The sequence below is a fragment of the Aurantiacibacter sp. D1-12 genome, from assembly GCF_028858515.1.
GTDB lineage: Bacteria > Pseudomonadota > Alphaproteobacteria > Sphingomonadales > Sphingomonadaceae > Alteraurantiacibacter.
This window is the reverse complement of sequence record NZ_JAPJZJ010000001.1, coordinates 472287-485029: the sequence shown is the minus strand read 5'-3', so window position 1 is coordinate 485029 and position 12743 is coordinate 472287. Positions and strand designations below refer to the sequence as shown.

Genomic DNA, 12743 nt, shown 5'->3' with positions numbered 1-12743 from the left:
ATTCCCTCAAGCCATCGTACTGCGCTGGAACATTTCGACACCCAGCAGGATGACGCAAAGAACCGCGAGGCCGCTGGATGCGGCGGCGAAATACTTGAAGCGCTTGCGACGCAAATCGCGCCCGGCTTCGGTGAATGTGTGTGTAATCGTGCCGATCACCGGCAGACCAAAAGTCCGCTCCAGCTGCCCTGCGGTCGCAAAAGTTGAGCCCAGTTTGCTAAGCGCAAAGGCTGTGCCTGTGCCTGCACCGATGCCAAGCAGAAGCACGCCGAAAATCAGCAGCGGGCGGTTGGGAGCGGCGGGAGACCGCGGTGTGGTCGGCGGATCGACAACTTCGAACTGCACCGCGCTACGCTCGTTTTCGACCTGGCCGCGCAGGCGCAGCTCTTCACGGTCTTGCAACAGCGAATCGTACTGTTCGCGCAGCACTTCGTAATCGCGGCTGATGCGTTGCGCTTCAGCGGCCGCACCAGGCTCACGTGCAGCGCTGGCATTGATCGATGCGATTTCGGCACGCAGTGCTGCCGCGCGAGACTGGAGCGCCATCACGTTTGACTGGCGTTCCACACGCATGCTCTGGAGCGATGTATAGGCAGGGTTCAACTGACCACCTGCACCGCCCGAAGCCTGCGCCTGTTCACGCATAGCCGAAACAGTGCGCTGGGCGGCGACAACATCAGGATGCTCATCCGTAAGCCCACGTGCACGCATAGCAGCAAGGTTCGCCTCCGCCTGGGCGAGCGTCGACTGCGGGCTTCCGGACCCCGGCACCACAATCGTGCGCGGGGTACTGGCAAGCTGACCGTCCAGACCGGCAAGCGCAGCCTGGGCAGCGCCAAGATCGGATTCAACACTGCGCAATTCTGCCCGGGTTGCGCTCAATTGCTGGGCAATCGCCTGCGCACCACCGATAAGATCAGGGTTCGCAGCCTCGAATGCCAAACGGCGCTCTTCCGCAGCGGCCAGTTCGGCCTCACGCTGGGCAAGTTGTTCATTGAGGAACTCGATCGAGTCCGCCATTTCGCCGCGCGCACCGCCGAGATTCTCCTCACGGAAGATGTCGATCATGCGCTGGGCGATGGTCTGGGCCAGCTCAGCGTTTTCGGAATCAGAAAGATCGCTGCGGCCGCTCTGTGCGGTGATTTCGAAGATGTTCTCGCCTTCACTCACCACCTGCACGTCTTCACTCAGCTGCTCGATGGCTGCTTCCATCTGCGTACCATTGGTCACGGTATCGCCGATGCGCGTAGAGCGGACGACAGTTTCCAGATTGACGGCGCTCGCCAGAGTCTGGCGGATGCGATCGATATCGCGTTCGCGTGCATTGGCACCGATGCCGATCTGTTCTGCAAGAACATCATCCAGCTGCACAAAGATGCGCGTTTCGGACTCGTACGAGTTGGGAATCAGCGCAACAGCCAACCAACCGAGCAGGCAAACGCCCCAGGCAATGCCCAGAGCGAGCCAGCGACGGTTCCAGACTGCCCATAGTCCGGCGCGCAATTCTTCAAGAAGCTGGTTCAAGCCCCCTACTCCTCTTAGAACATGCTCTCTGGGATGATGATCACATCACCACCGCGCAGCATCACATTGGCATCGCTGTCACCACGGCGAAGCAGATCGGACAGGCGCAGGTTGTATTCGCGCTGCTCTCCACTTTCGCGATCGAAACGGATGAGCCGTGCACGATTACCCGCAGCGTATTCACTCAGACCACCAACAGCGATCATCGCATCGAGCAGGGTCATGTTTGCGCGATAGGGAATGGCGGCAGGTTCGGCGGTTGCGCCTACAATTCGGACCTGTTGGTTCCCGCTGCCGTTGAATTCATTGATAATCACCGTCACCAGCGGATCTTCAATGTACTGCGAAAGCTGGAGGCGGATGTCCTCTGCCAGCATGGTCGGCGTTTTACCGACCGCAGGCATATCAGCGATAAGCGGCGTGGATATGCGTCCGTCAGGGCGCACCTGGACGGAAGCGCCCAGTTCATCATTGCGCCAGACATGGATGGTCAGTTGATCGAGCGGCGCGATGACATAGTCTTCGCCGGGCCCTTCTTGCAGAGCGACAAAACGCGCAGGCTCCAGTTGCGGGCCACCTGCCCCACCGGCACAGCCGGCAAGTGCGATGCCTACGCTTACGGAAGCGAGGAGGTTACGGGCCAGAATTTTCGTGCGCATGAAATGCGTCCTTCGCGAGTACTTTGGCGATCAGCTGACGCGGCTCTCAATCACCACGCACGCATTTCGCCCTTTGGATCCGGCTGTCCTTCTCGCGAAAAAGGGTGAACATTACGTTAGCCTTGCGGTCCCAAACCGCAGGAAATGGGGGTTTTCTTGACCCGTGTCCCGAAACGGGACGATGTAAGAGGTTGTGCTTAAACGAGCAGTTCTTGGGCCGGTCCCTGCCCCAGGAAAGTCGCCGGACTGGCGCTCGCACCATAGGCCCCGGCGCAAAAAACCGCGACCAGATCGCCGACCTCGGCGCGAGGCATGTGAACATCGTCACCAAGCCGATCAAGCGGGGTGCAGAGACAGCCGACAATGTTGACTTCTTCGACGGGCTCGGCGTCGAACTTGCTCGCAATAGCAACGGGATAGTTGCGGCGTACAACCGCCCCGAAGTTCCCCGATGCGGCGAGCTGATGGTGCAAACCGCCGTCTGTAACGACGTATGTCGTCCCGTGGCTTATCTTCCGGTCGACCACACGGGTTAGATAGACACCGGCTTCTCCAACCAGATAACGCCCCAACTCGATGGCGAACTGCGTCTCGGCGAGGTTCGATGGAAGATCGTTGAACTGTCGTTGCAGTGCCCTGCCAATATATTCGATGTCGAGCGGCTCATCCTTGGCAAAATAAGGGATCCCGAAACCGCCGCCCATATTCAGATGCGGAACGCTGACATCCGCCTCTGCCGCCAGTTCGGAGGCGAGCGCGATCACATTGGCCTGCGATTCCGCAATAGCCTCCGCATCGAGCGACTGGCTGCCGCTGTAGATGTGAAATCCGCGCCAGTTTGCATCCGCATCCACCAACCTGCGTGCCAGAGCCGGCACACGGTCTGCATCCACACCAAACGGCTTGGCCCCGCCCCCCATCTTCATGCCTGAACCGCGCAGCTCGAAGGAGGGATTCACGCGGATCGCTAGTCGCGGTTTAACGTCGAGAGTGCGCGCTATTTCGAGCGCCCGGTCTGCTTCGCCTTCGGATTCGAGATTGATGGTGACGCCAGCGCGGATCGCCGCAAACAGCTCGTCATCACGCTTGCCTGGCCCGGCAAAGCTGGTCTCTCGTGGCAGGTAACCCGCTTCGCGCGCCTGCTCGAACTCGCCGACAGAGGCAATATCCAGTCCATCAACCAGATCTGCCATAAATTCGAGAAGAGGGCCGTAAGGGTTTGCTTTCATAGCATAATGAATATGCAAACGTTCTGGCATGGCGCTGCGCAGCTCAGCCATTCGCGCGGCGATGGCATCGCGGGAGTAGACAAAGAGCGGGGTGTCCCCAGCTTCATCTACCAATGCGCTAGCGGTGCGCCCGCCAAGCATCAACTCTCCGCCCAACGCGGAGAAATGAGACGGGATGGGACCGGCCGGCTTCATTCCGCTTCCCTCTTCAAACGCGAGCGATCAATCTTGCCATTGGGGTTGAGTGGCATGGCATCCACCCTCCGCACAACCGCAGGCTGCATGAAGTTGGGCAAATCACGCTTGAGAGCGGCGCGGAGGCTCTGCTCGTCACCCTGACCTCGCACAACCAGATGAATCGCGTGGCCAAGCCGCTCGTCTGCGATGCCAAAGGCGACCGCCTCCTCTGCCAATCCCGTTGCACGAGCCGCATCTTCGATCTCCTGCGGGCTGATCCGGTTGCCCGCGCTCTTTATCATCGCATCGTCACGGCCGATGAAATAGAGCAAGCCGTTATCGTCTCGGCGTACATTGTCGCCCGAGTAGACCGCCATTCCGCCGTATTCGCTCGCAGCCGGTGCCGGCTTGAAACGCTGCGCGGTGCGATCCGGATCCTGCCAATAGCCTTGCGCCACCAGCGGGCCGCAGTGCACGAGCTCCCCCTCCGGAGCGACATTGCCTTCCGCATCAACCACAAGGATTTCCGCAAACGGAATTGCGCACCCCATCGATGTCGGATGCTCGTCAACCAGGTCGGGATCAAGGTAGGTCGAACGGAAGGCCTCTGTCAGCCCATACATCGGGAACAGCCGCGCTTCTGGAAAAATGCGCCGTAAATCGCCCACCAGATCTGTGGTGAGTGCGCCACCACTGTTGGTCATCCGGCGCATGGAATTGACCGCCTCTTCCGGCCATTCCTGCTCGGTCAGCTGCACCCAGAGCGGTGGGACAGCAGCAAGCGTCGTAATCTGATGCTTTGCGCAGGCCTTGATGACATCGCGCGGCGTGAGATAGTCGAGCGGAGCGACACTCCCGCCTGCATACCAGGTCGAAAGCAGCTGGTTCTGCCCGTAGTCGAAACTAAGTGGCAGAACGGCCAATGTCACATCATCGCGCGCTAGCCCAAGGTAATGGGCCACGCTCACCGCTCCGAGCCATAGATTTGCATGACTAAGCATCACGCCCTTAGGCCGGCCGGTCGACCCACTAGTGTAAAGAATAGCCGCCAAATCATTGGTATTATGTGATGAAGGTGCCAAGCCACCATCAAACTCTACCAGCTCGCCAAGAAAGTCCTTCTCATGATGCACAATGCAGCCAGTGGGCACATCACCATCCTCCAGCGATGCGAGCCGCGCCTTGTTGGCGATCAGCATAGTTGCTCCGCTATCGCCGAGGATATGCTTAACCTGCGCGCGCTTCAGAAGCGGATTGATCGGCACGTGCACCAGCCCTGCCCGCGCTGCGGCAAGTGGCATAAGACAGGTCAGCTCTCCCTTCGAATCCCAGGTTGCCACCCGCGCGCCATTTTCGGGGACGGCATCGGCCAGCCAGGTAGCCATGCGAGAAACACGGCTTCTTAAGTCCTTCCAGCTAAGCACTTCCTTGCGCAGAACCAGCGCAGGGTCGCTATCCGCACCGCATTCGGTAAGATGATCGAGCGGCCTTGGCATAGGGTCTGGCGTGGTGGACATTAAACCTCGATAGGAATTACGGGCGAAGTGACTGCGGTCAGCTATCACGACACGGTTAATGATCTGCAAGGCCTGAATTGGTCTGGAGGCGGTCCTTTTGCACGTCTTGAGTGGTTTGCATTGCTCGAAACAACAGCTGCATCGCCACTGATTGTGCTGGCTCAGGACGGTGACCAGGCACTCACCATGCCGCTACAATTCGGCGATGGCCAACTTGAACCGCTCACCAATTGGTATGCGTTCAGCTGGAGAGCGCTTTCTACAGAAGAACGCATACCACACGAGATGATAACGGCGATTGGCAAGGCTCTGGCCAAGCGCACAAACCGCATCGTCTTGGACAAGGTGCCTGAAGAAGAGGTCACAGCGCGTGCCTTGTCGCAGGGATTTTTCGCCGCCGGATGGCACGTCATCCGCGAGCAAAGCGACGTGAACCACGTCCTCTCGCTAAATGGCCGTACCTATGAAGAGTATCTTTCCGGCAGGCCGGGGCCGCTCCGTACTACGCTCAAGCGCAAGGCGAAGAAGGTGGAAGTAGTGCTCGCCACGACATTCTCCGAGGAGGATTGGGCGGCGTACGAGGCAGTGTATGCCGATAGCTGGAAACCCGAGGAAGGCGATCCGGCCCTGCTCCGCAACTTCGCAGAGTTGGAGAGTGCGGCCGGGCGATACCGGTTCGCTCTCGCCAAGCTCGAAGGAAAGCCAGTGGCTGCGCAATTCTGGACAGTTGAGAACGGCACCGCCTACATCCACAAGCTTGCGCACCGGCAATCGGCACAAAATGTTTCACCCGGCACCACGTTGACCGCCGCTCTCATGCAGCATGTGATCGATCTCGACCATGTGAAGATGGTTGATTTCGGCACGGGTGATGATCCCTACAAGCGCGACTGGATGGAGGACATTCGCACCCGATACCGCCTCACTTGCGTGCGCCCCGGTGATCCGCGGAACTGGCTCATCATGGGAAAAGCGCTCATTCGCAAACTTGTCAGGCGCTAACGCTCTGGCTAGGGCGAAAAACACTATGGCGAGCAACCTTCCTGTGCCGGCCGAAGAGGCTGGCGATCTTCCCGTAGAAACCGAGCTGGCCCTGCGGCAGGTGCTGCAGGACGTGCTCGGCCTGTCCGAAGACCGCGTGAGCGAGCTTGACGAGGACTCGGGCCTGTTCGGCGACCTGCCGGAACTCGACTCTATGGCTGTCGCCGGACTGCTGACCGAGCTGGAAGACCGCCTCGATATCCTGATCGAGGATGACGAGGTGGACGGCGACATGCTTGGCACGTTCGGTGGTCTGCTGGAATTCCTTGTCTCAAAGCGCAGCGAGAACGTAGCGCAACCGGAACAGGACGCCTGAGCGGCCATGCAGGCGGGCATGTGCCCCAACCCTCCCCATGCAGACGAATATGCCGTCCGCTTCGATCACAGGCGCGGCGCACGTGTGCTGGTAATCCCGGCGCTGTTCGATGAAGCCAACAAGCTACGGCATTTCACCGTGGAGATGATGCGCAAGCTCGATGCGGCAGGCGTGGACAGCATGCTGCCTGACTTGCCCGGGACGAACGAGAGCCTTGCCCCGCTAACCGAACAATCACTCGATAGTTGGCGCGCCGCCATGACGTCAGCCGCCCAAGTGTTCGGCGCTACGCATTGCCTGACGGTGCGCGGTGGCGCGCTGTGTGCGCCTCATAGCGTGCCGGTGTTGCATTATGCGCCTATGGCTGGAGCCGGTCTGCTGCGCGGCATGATCCGAGCGCGAGTGCTGGCCGACAGAGAGGCAGGGCACGAAACGTCGAGCGAAGTTCTCAAAGCAGAAGGTGCTCAATCGGGCTTGCAACTCGCAGGCTATCAGCTGGGCGCAGACATGTTTCGCCAGCTCAGCGCTTCCACGGTCACCAAGTCGGATATTGCACAAAACGAACTTGGCGGTCCCGGCCTCTGGCTTCGCGCCGAGCCGGACCACGATCCCGCGCAGGCAGAAAAACTGGCCCAACTTGTTGTAGAGCGACTTTCATGAGCCGTCGCCACGTGACCTTTGCCTGTGAGGGGGTCCAGCTCGTCGGCTCTATCGACAGCGCGGACGGCACGACAGGGTTGCTCATCGTATCCGGTGGTAATGAACTGCGCGCCGGAACCTTCGCAGGACAGGCGACGCTCGCGCAGCGCATCGCTTCGGAAGGTTTCCCGGCTTTTCGTTTCGATCGGCGCGGAACCGGCGACAGCGAGGGCGAGAATGGAAGTTTCCGCTCTTCCGGCCCCGACCTTGCAGCCGCCATCGGTGCTTTCAAAGCAGAGTGCCCGCAACTTGAACGGATCGTGGCGTTCGGCAATTGCGATGCAGCGTCGGCTTTGGTGCTCAACGAAGGAGCAGGCTGCGACTCACTGGTCTTGTCGAACCCGTGGACCTTCGATGATAACAGCGACGATGATCTGCCGTCCGGTGATGCGATCCGTTCGCGCTATGCAGACAAGCTGCGCAACCCGAAGGAGCTGAAACGGCTACTGACCGGGAAAGTCAACCTGTCCGGCATACTCAAAGGTGTCCTCAAATCGATGGGTGGCGAAGAAACACCATCATCGCTTGCCGGAGAAATGGCCGAGGCCATCGCGAAGTTGGGCATGCCCTTCACCGTGCTTATCGCCGGCAATGATCGCACGGGCCTGGCCTTTGCCAAGGATTGGAATGGGCCGAAAGAAGGATTGCTCACCTGCAAAGGTGCAAGCCACGCCTATGCCGAACCGCACGCGCAGGAATGGCTGGCGGAGCGCATTCTTGCAGCCTTGCGTGTCTAGCGCACGAACAGGCTCGCCAGCTCTACATGGGTGGACCAGAGGAACTGCCCGACAGGCCGCAACTCCTGCAAACGGTAGCCTGCCTCTTTCAGCATTACGCAGTCGCGAGCCCAGCTTGATGGGTTGCAGCTGATATAAACGACTCGCCCGACACCACTCGCGGCAACCTGCTCGACTTGCGTGCGCGCACCGGCGCGCGGCGGGTCGAGCAGGATCCCGTCAAAAGTGTCCAATTCCTCTGCGCGTAGCGGATTGCGGAACAGGTCTCGATGCGCTGTTTCGAGCGAAATGCGTGCGAGGTTTGCGGTTGTCTTGCAAGCGAGCACCGCTGCGCGGTCGGCTTCGGCGGTCAGAACCTTGCGATTCTTTGCAAGCGCCAGTCCGAATGTGCCCAGCCCTGCAAAAAGGTCTGCGACATTCTGGCATGGCCCCAGCCACTCGATTGCCGCCGAGGCCAGCGCATCCTCGCCATGCCGCGTTGCCTGTAGGAATGCACCCGGCGGAAAAGCGACCGGATAGCCACCGAGGGTGATCGTCACAGGCTCAGGTTCCCAGAAACTCTCCGGGCCGTAGCCGTTATCCAAGGTGAGCCTTGCAACACCATGTTTGCGACAGAAATCGAGCAGTTCCTCGGTCTCGTCGAGGCCATCGGGTAGGAAATCCTTGAGGCCGCAGTCCACGCCCTGATCGACTAGCGTCAATTCGATGCCGATGGCGTACTTGCCCTTCAGTCGCTTGAAGTAACCCCGCAGTGGCTCAAGCAAGGCGAACAATTCGGGCGCGAGGACATGGCATTCGCGCAAGTCGAATACGCGGTGCGAGCCCGCTTCATTGAATCCGATAAGCGGCCTGCCTCCGCCATTGATCGCTCGCAGACTGGCGCGCCTGCGCGTTTTTGGCGGTGACATGGCTGGTTCGGCGACGGTCTGCGGATCCAGATCGTACGATTCTGCCGCAAACTGCACACGCTCGCGCACATAGTTAGCCAGCGATTCTTCGTCGCAGTGCTGCAACTGGCACCCACCGCACTTGGCAAAGTGGCGGCAGACTGGTTCGACGTGGTGCGGGCCATACTCAAGCGTTCCGTCTGGCAAAACGCTGTCACCCGGAGCAGCGAGCGACACATGTTTGCCACCTGCCGTAACACCATCGCCTTTCGCGGCGATCCGTTCGATGATTTCTGCTTCGCTCACAGCAGCGCGCCGTAGGCCCCGGGAATCGAATCGACAAGCTGTGATGCGGAGAACACTGGGCCTGCCCGTCGCGCCGCTTCCTTGTGCAGCCAACAGCCCTGCTCGGCCGCCTTGCGCGCTGAAACCCCCGTTGCGAGGCGACTGGCGATCAAGCCCGCCAGCACGTCGCCTGATCCGGCAACGCTTAGCCAGCTTGTAGCAGACGGCATTACCGACAGCGGATCACCCTGAGAGGCGATCAAGGTATCCGGTCCTTTGGCCACCAGCACGCCTTCGATATCTTCCGCCAGCTCGGTTGCGAGTTCGATCCGGTCGAGACCCGTCGCTTCGAAAGCATTGGCTAGGCTATCCAACTCTCCAGCATGCGGTGTGGCAATCAGCGGGCTTTCACGCCCTTCGATCATGGAGGGGGCTAGCAATCCGAGCGCGCTGGCATCGCAGACTGTCGGCAGGTCGCAAGCGAGAACCCAGTCCAGTCGCGTGCGCGCATCATCCCCCTCTCCCAGACCCGGGCCGATCAGGAACGCGTCGATCCGACCATCACGTATCTGTTCGAATAGCGAGCCATACTCGACAACGATATCCGGCGGTGCAGCGATATCCGGCCCGTCGTCGGGCACAAACACCTTTACATAGCCCGCGCCCCCATGTTGCGCAGCACCGGCGGCGAGCATGGCCGCACCGGGCATTTCTCCTGCTACCACGGCGACCAGTCCGCGCGAATACTTGTGTGCATTATTGGTAGGCGCGGCGAGCCTTGGTCTTGGAGCGACATAGGCCGCGCTTCGCATGGGTTCTATCCCGATATCGACAAGACGGCGCTCACCCATCCGCTCCATCGCAGGCATCAGCCAGTGGGCAAACTTCCACGCGCCAAGCGAAAGCGTGAGGTTGTACGCGGGGAGGCTATCGTTGAGCAGCTCGCCGCTATCGCTATCGATCCCGCTCGGCAGGTCCACAGCCACGCGATACGAATGGGCGGAGGCGAGCTGGTTGAGCAGGACCTTGAGATCATCACTCAATGGGCGGCCAAGTCCTGTTCCGAACAGGCAATCGACGAAGACATCACCCTCGGCATCCACCACTGGAACATCTCCCCAGGCCTCGCATGCCTGGCGCGCCGCCTCGGTCTTGGGCTCAAGAGGGGCAACCACTTTCACGCTGGCGCCGCGATCCTGCAATTCACGCGCAATCACGTATCCATCGCCGCCGTTGTTGCCCGGGCCACAGAGGACAGTGACAGAGCGTCCACCTGAAACTCGCCAGATCCAGTCCGCCGCGCCCTTCCCGGCGCGATCCATAAGCGTCTGGACAGTGTCCCCGTCCGCAATCAGCGCTTCTTCCGCCAGATGCATTTGCTCGGCGGAGAGGATCTGATTGCTGGCTGTCATGCTCACTCGGCAATCGGAAGGCGATAACGGTCCGGGCCGACGCGCACTTCAACAAAGCCATCGCTGCGATCGACGATTGCCTGCTCGACGCCGTCCGCAGTGATCAACCCCTGTTCCGGCACACCAATCTCGAAGCGTCTGAAGGCGCCATCAGGGTGACGGACGATCAGGAGACGTTGGTTCTCGCGCGTTTGGCGTTCCATCAGGCATTCTTCGGTGAAACCCGCCGCCCCGCCCAGCGCGCATTCAATCGGCGTGCCTTCGGCAAGGTCTTCGCCCGGAGTGCACGCGGCGAGCGCGAACAGCACTGCGATGGCAACAATCCTCATTCAGGCTTTCCTCCGGTCACCTGGTTTACATCACGGATAGCTCCGCGCGCGGCGCTTGTCGTCATCGCGGCGTAGGCTTTCAACGCCGGCGTTACACGGCGCGGTCTTTCCTCGGCAGGTTGCCATGCGGATTTGCCCTTTGCCTCAATTGCAGCACGGCGTGTCACGAATGCCTCGTCGGTGATGGCAAGATTGATCGTGCGGTTCGGAATGTCGATGTCGATCCGGTCGCCCGCCTCGACAAGCGCAATCGCCCCGCCCTCGCCCGCTTCGGGTGATACATGGCCGATGGAAAGACCCGATGTACCGCCGGAGAATCGCCCGTCGGTCAGCAGAGCGCATTTTGCGCCAAGGCCTTTCGATTTGAGGTAACTGGTCGGGTAGAGCATTTCCTGCATGCCGGGCCCGCCCTTGGGCCCTTCGTAGCGGATGACGACCACGTCGCCTTCAACAACCTCGTCAGCAAGGATCGCGTCAACTGCGGCGTCCTGACTTTCGAAGACCTTCGCAGGGCCGGAGAAGGTTAGAATACTCTCATCGACGCCCGCAGTTTTCACAATGCAGCCATCGCGCGCGATATTGCCGTAGAGCACTGCCAGTCCGCCGTCTTGGCTGAAAGCATGCTCTTTGCAGCGGATCACTCCGCCCTCGCGGTCGAGATCAAGTTCATCCCACCGGCGTGATTGGCTAAAGGCGGTTTGTGTGGGCACACCGCCTGGTGCAGCCTTGTAGAAATCGTGCACGATGGGGCTGGCATTGCGAACAATGTCCCAGTCATCCAGCGCATCACCCATCGTAGGCGAATGCACTGTCGGCAGTGCCGTATGGAGCAATCCGCCACGATCCAGTTCGCCCAGGATGGCCATAATGCCGCCCGCCCGGTGCACATCTTCCATATGCACGTCCGACTTTGCCGGTGCGACCTTGGACAGGCACGGCACAGTGCGGCTCAGCCGGTCGATGTCCTGCATGGTGAAATCGACGCCTGCCTCGTGAGCGGCAGCGAGCAAGTGTAGGACCGTGTTGGTCGAGCCGCCCATCGCGATATCGAGGCTCATCGCATTCTCGAAGGCTTCAAATGTCGCAATCGAGCGCGGGAGGACGCTCTCGTCGTCCTCTTCGTAATAGCGCTTGGCTAGCGTGACCACGAGGCGACCGGCCCGCTCGAACAGGCCCTGCCGGTCCGAATGCGTCGCCAGTTGAGAGCCGTTGCCCGGCAGCGAAAGCCCCAGAGCCTCTGTCAGGCAATTCATCGAGTTGGCGGTGAACATCCCCGAACACGAACCGCAGGTCGGGCAGGCCGAGCGCTCGATTGCGGTCACTTCCTCGTCAGAGAAACTCTCGTCCGCCGCGGCAACCATCGCATCGACCAGATCGAGCGCGACTTCCTTGCCTTTGACCACAACCTTGCCTGCTTCCATCGGACCACCACTCACGAACACGCATGGTACATTCAGGCGCATCGCCGCCATCAGCATTCCGGGGGTGATCTTGTCGCAGTTTGAAATGCACACCATCGCATCGGCGCAGTGGGCGTTGACCATGTACTCAACACTGTCGGCGATCAGATCGCGGCTTGGCAGCGAATAGAGCATGCCGTCATGCCCCATCGCAATGCCGTCATCGACAGCGATGGTGTTGAACTCCTTCGCCACGCCGCCTGCCGCCTCAATCTCGCGAGCAACTAGTTGGCCAAGATCCTTCAGATGCACGTGCCCGGGCACGAATTGCGTAAAACTGTTCACCACAGCGATAATCGGCTTGCCGAAATCGCCATCCTTCATGCCGGTTGCGCGCCACAGACCCCGGGCACCTGCCATATTGCGACCATGAGTGGTGGTACGGGAACGGTAGGCGGGCATCAGCTATCCATTGGTCTATGTTGCGGTCCCGACACTAACGGAAGGACCGCGCAAACCCCAACAGGAAAA

Annotated in this window: 12 protein-coding genes; 4 read left to right on the top strand and 8 right to left on the bottom strand. The window is 60.4% G+C overall.

What is annotated here, in order from left to right:
• Positions 1-6 precede the first annotated feature (6 nt).
• The 4 genes from OOZ52_RS02425 to OOZ52_RS02410 form a co-directional block, all read right to left on the bottom strand.
• On the bottom strand, positions 7-1524 hold the full coding sequence (locus tag OOZ52_RS02425; protein ID WP_274696883.1) for an XrtA system polysaccharide chain length determinant: 1518 nt from the start codon (positions 1522-1524) through the stop codon (positions 7-9).
• A 14-nt stretch (positions 1525-1538) separates the two neighbouring features.
• Entirely contained in the window at positions 1539-2183 is a 645-nt protein-coding gene (locus OOZ52_RS02420) for an XrtA/PEP-CTERM system exopolysaccharide export protein (protein ID WP_274696882.1), read from the bottom strand.
• Between the two features lie 197 nt (positions 2184-2380).
• Positions 2381-3607: a pyridoxal-dependent decarboxylase, exosortase A system-associated gene (locus OOZ52_RS02415; protein WP_274696881.1), complete on the bottom strand. Its 1227-nt coding sequence runs from the start codon at positions 3605-3607 to the stop codon at positions 2381-2383.
• Positions 3604-5106, bottom strand: a complete 1503-nt coding sequence (locus OOZ52_RS02410) for an acyl-CoA ligase (AMP-forming), exosortase A system-associated (RefSeq protein WP_274696880.1) — start codon at positions 5104-5106, stop codon at positions 3604-3606. Before OOZ52_RS02410 ends, OOZ52_RS02415 begins: the two co-directional genes overlap by 4 nt.
• 27 nt (positions 5107-5133) lie before the next feature.
• Between OOZ52_RS02410 and OOZ52_RS02405 the strand changes: the two genes are divergently transcribed.
• From OOZ52_RS02405 to OOZ52_RS02390, 4 genes are read left to right on the top strand one after another with little or no spacing between them, the layout of a single operon-like run.
• Positions 5134-6108, top strand: a complete 975-nt coding sequence (locus OOZ52_RS02405) for a GNAT family N-acetyltransferase (protein WP_274696879.1) — start codon at positions 5134-5136, stop codon at positions 6106-6108.
• Positions 6109-6133: 25 nt separating this feature from the next.
• Positions 6134-6463: an acyl carrier protein gene (locus OOZ52_RS02400; protein WP_274696878.1), complete on the top strand. Its 330-nt coding sequence runs from the start codon at positions 6134-6136 to the stop codon at positions 6461-6463.
• 6 nt (positions 6464-6469) lie between these two features.
• Complete coding sequence (locus OOZ52_RS02395; protein ID WP_274696877.1) at positions 6470-7123, top strand: hypothetical protein; 654 nt, start codon at positions 6470-6472, stop codon at positions 7121-7123.
• Complete coding sequence (locus OOZ52_RS02390; RefSeq protein ID WP_274696876.1) at positions 7120-7899, top strand: hydrolase 1, exosortase A system-associated; 780 nt, start codon at positions 7120-7122, stop codon at positions 7897-7899. Before OOZ52_RS02395 ends, OOZ52_RS02390 begins: the two co-directional genes overlap by 4 nt.
• Here OOZ52_RS02390 and OOZ52_RS02385 read toward each other — a convergent pair.
• Genes OOZ52_RS02385 through ilvD form a run of 4 tightly spaced genes read right to left on the bottom strand, consistent with a single transcriptional unit; the run spans position 7896 to position 12674 of the window.
• Entirely contained in the window at positions 7896-9092 is a 1197-nt protein-coding gene (locus OOZ52_RS02385; protein ID WP_274696875.1) for a class I SAM-dependent RNA methyltransferase, read from the bottom strand. The genes OOZ52_RS02390 and OOZ52_RS02385 overlap by 4 nt on opposite strands.
• A complete protein-coding gene (locus tag OOZ52_RS02380) occupies positions 9089-10483 on the bottom strand; it encodes an NAD(P)H-hydrate dehydratase (protein ID WP_274696874.1) in 1395 nt (464 codons plus the stop codon). The genes OOZ52_RS02385 and OOZ52_RS02380 overlap by 4 nt, the downstream gene beginning before the upstream one ends.
• 2 nt (positions 10484-10485) lie before the next feature.
• Complete coding sequence (locus tag OOZ52_RS02375) at positions 10486-10812, bottom strand: hypothetical protein (RefSeq protein WP_274696873.1); 327 nt, start codon at positions 10810-10812, stop codon at positions 10486-10488.
• A complete protein-coding gene (gene ilvD, locus OOZ52_RS02370) occupies positions 10809-12674 on the bottom strand; it encodes a dihydroxy-acid dehydratase (protein ID WP_274696872.1) in 1866 nt (621 codons plus the stop codon). Before ilvD ends, OOZ52_RS02375 begins: the two co-directional genes overlap by 4 nt.
• Positions 12675-12743 lie beyond the last annotated feature (69 nt).

Coding starts and splice junctions, on each gene's coding strand:
- OOZ52_RS02420 (WP_274696882.1), bottom strand. CDS start 2,183: ATGCGCACGAAAATTCTGGCCCGTAACCTCCTCGCTTCCGTAAGCGTA.
- OOZ52_RS02415 (WP_274696881.1), bottom strand. CDS start 3,607: ATGAAGCCGGCCGGTCCCATCCCGTCTCATTTCTCCGCGTTGGGCGGA.
- OOZ52_RS02410 (WP_274696880.1), bottom strand. CDS start 5,106: ATGTCCACCACGCCAGACCCTATGCCAAGGCCGCTCGATCATCTTACC.
- OOZ52_RS02400 (WP_274696878.1), top strand. CDS start 6,134: ATGGCGAGCAACCTTCCTGTGCCGGCCGAAGAGGCTGGCGATCTTCCC.
- OOZ52_RS02395 (WP_274696877.1), top strand. CDS start 6,470: ATGCAGGCGGGCATGTGCCCCAACCCTCCCCATGCAGACGAATATGCC.
- OOZ52_RS02390 (WP_274696876.1), top strand. CDS start 7,120: ATGAGCCGTCGCCACGTGACCTTTGCCTGTGAGGGGGTCCAGCTCGTC.
- OOZ52_RS02380 (WP_274696874.1), bottom strand. CDS start 10,483: ATGACAGCCAGCAATCAGATCCTCTCCGCCGAGCAAATGCATCTGGCG.
- OOZ52_RS02375 (WP_274696873.1), bottom strand. CDS start 10,812: ATGAGGATTGTTGCCATCGCAGTGCTGTTCGCGCTCGCCGCGTGCACT.
- ilvD (WP_274696872.1), bottom strand. CDS start 12,674: ATGCCCGCCTACCGTTCCCGTACCACCACTCATGGTCGCAATATGGCA.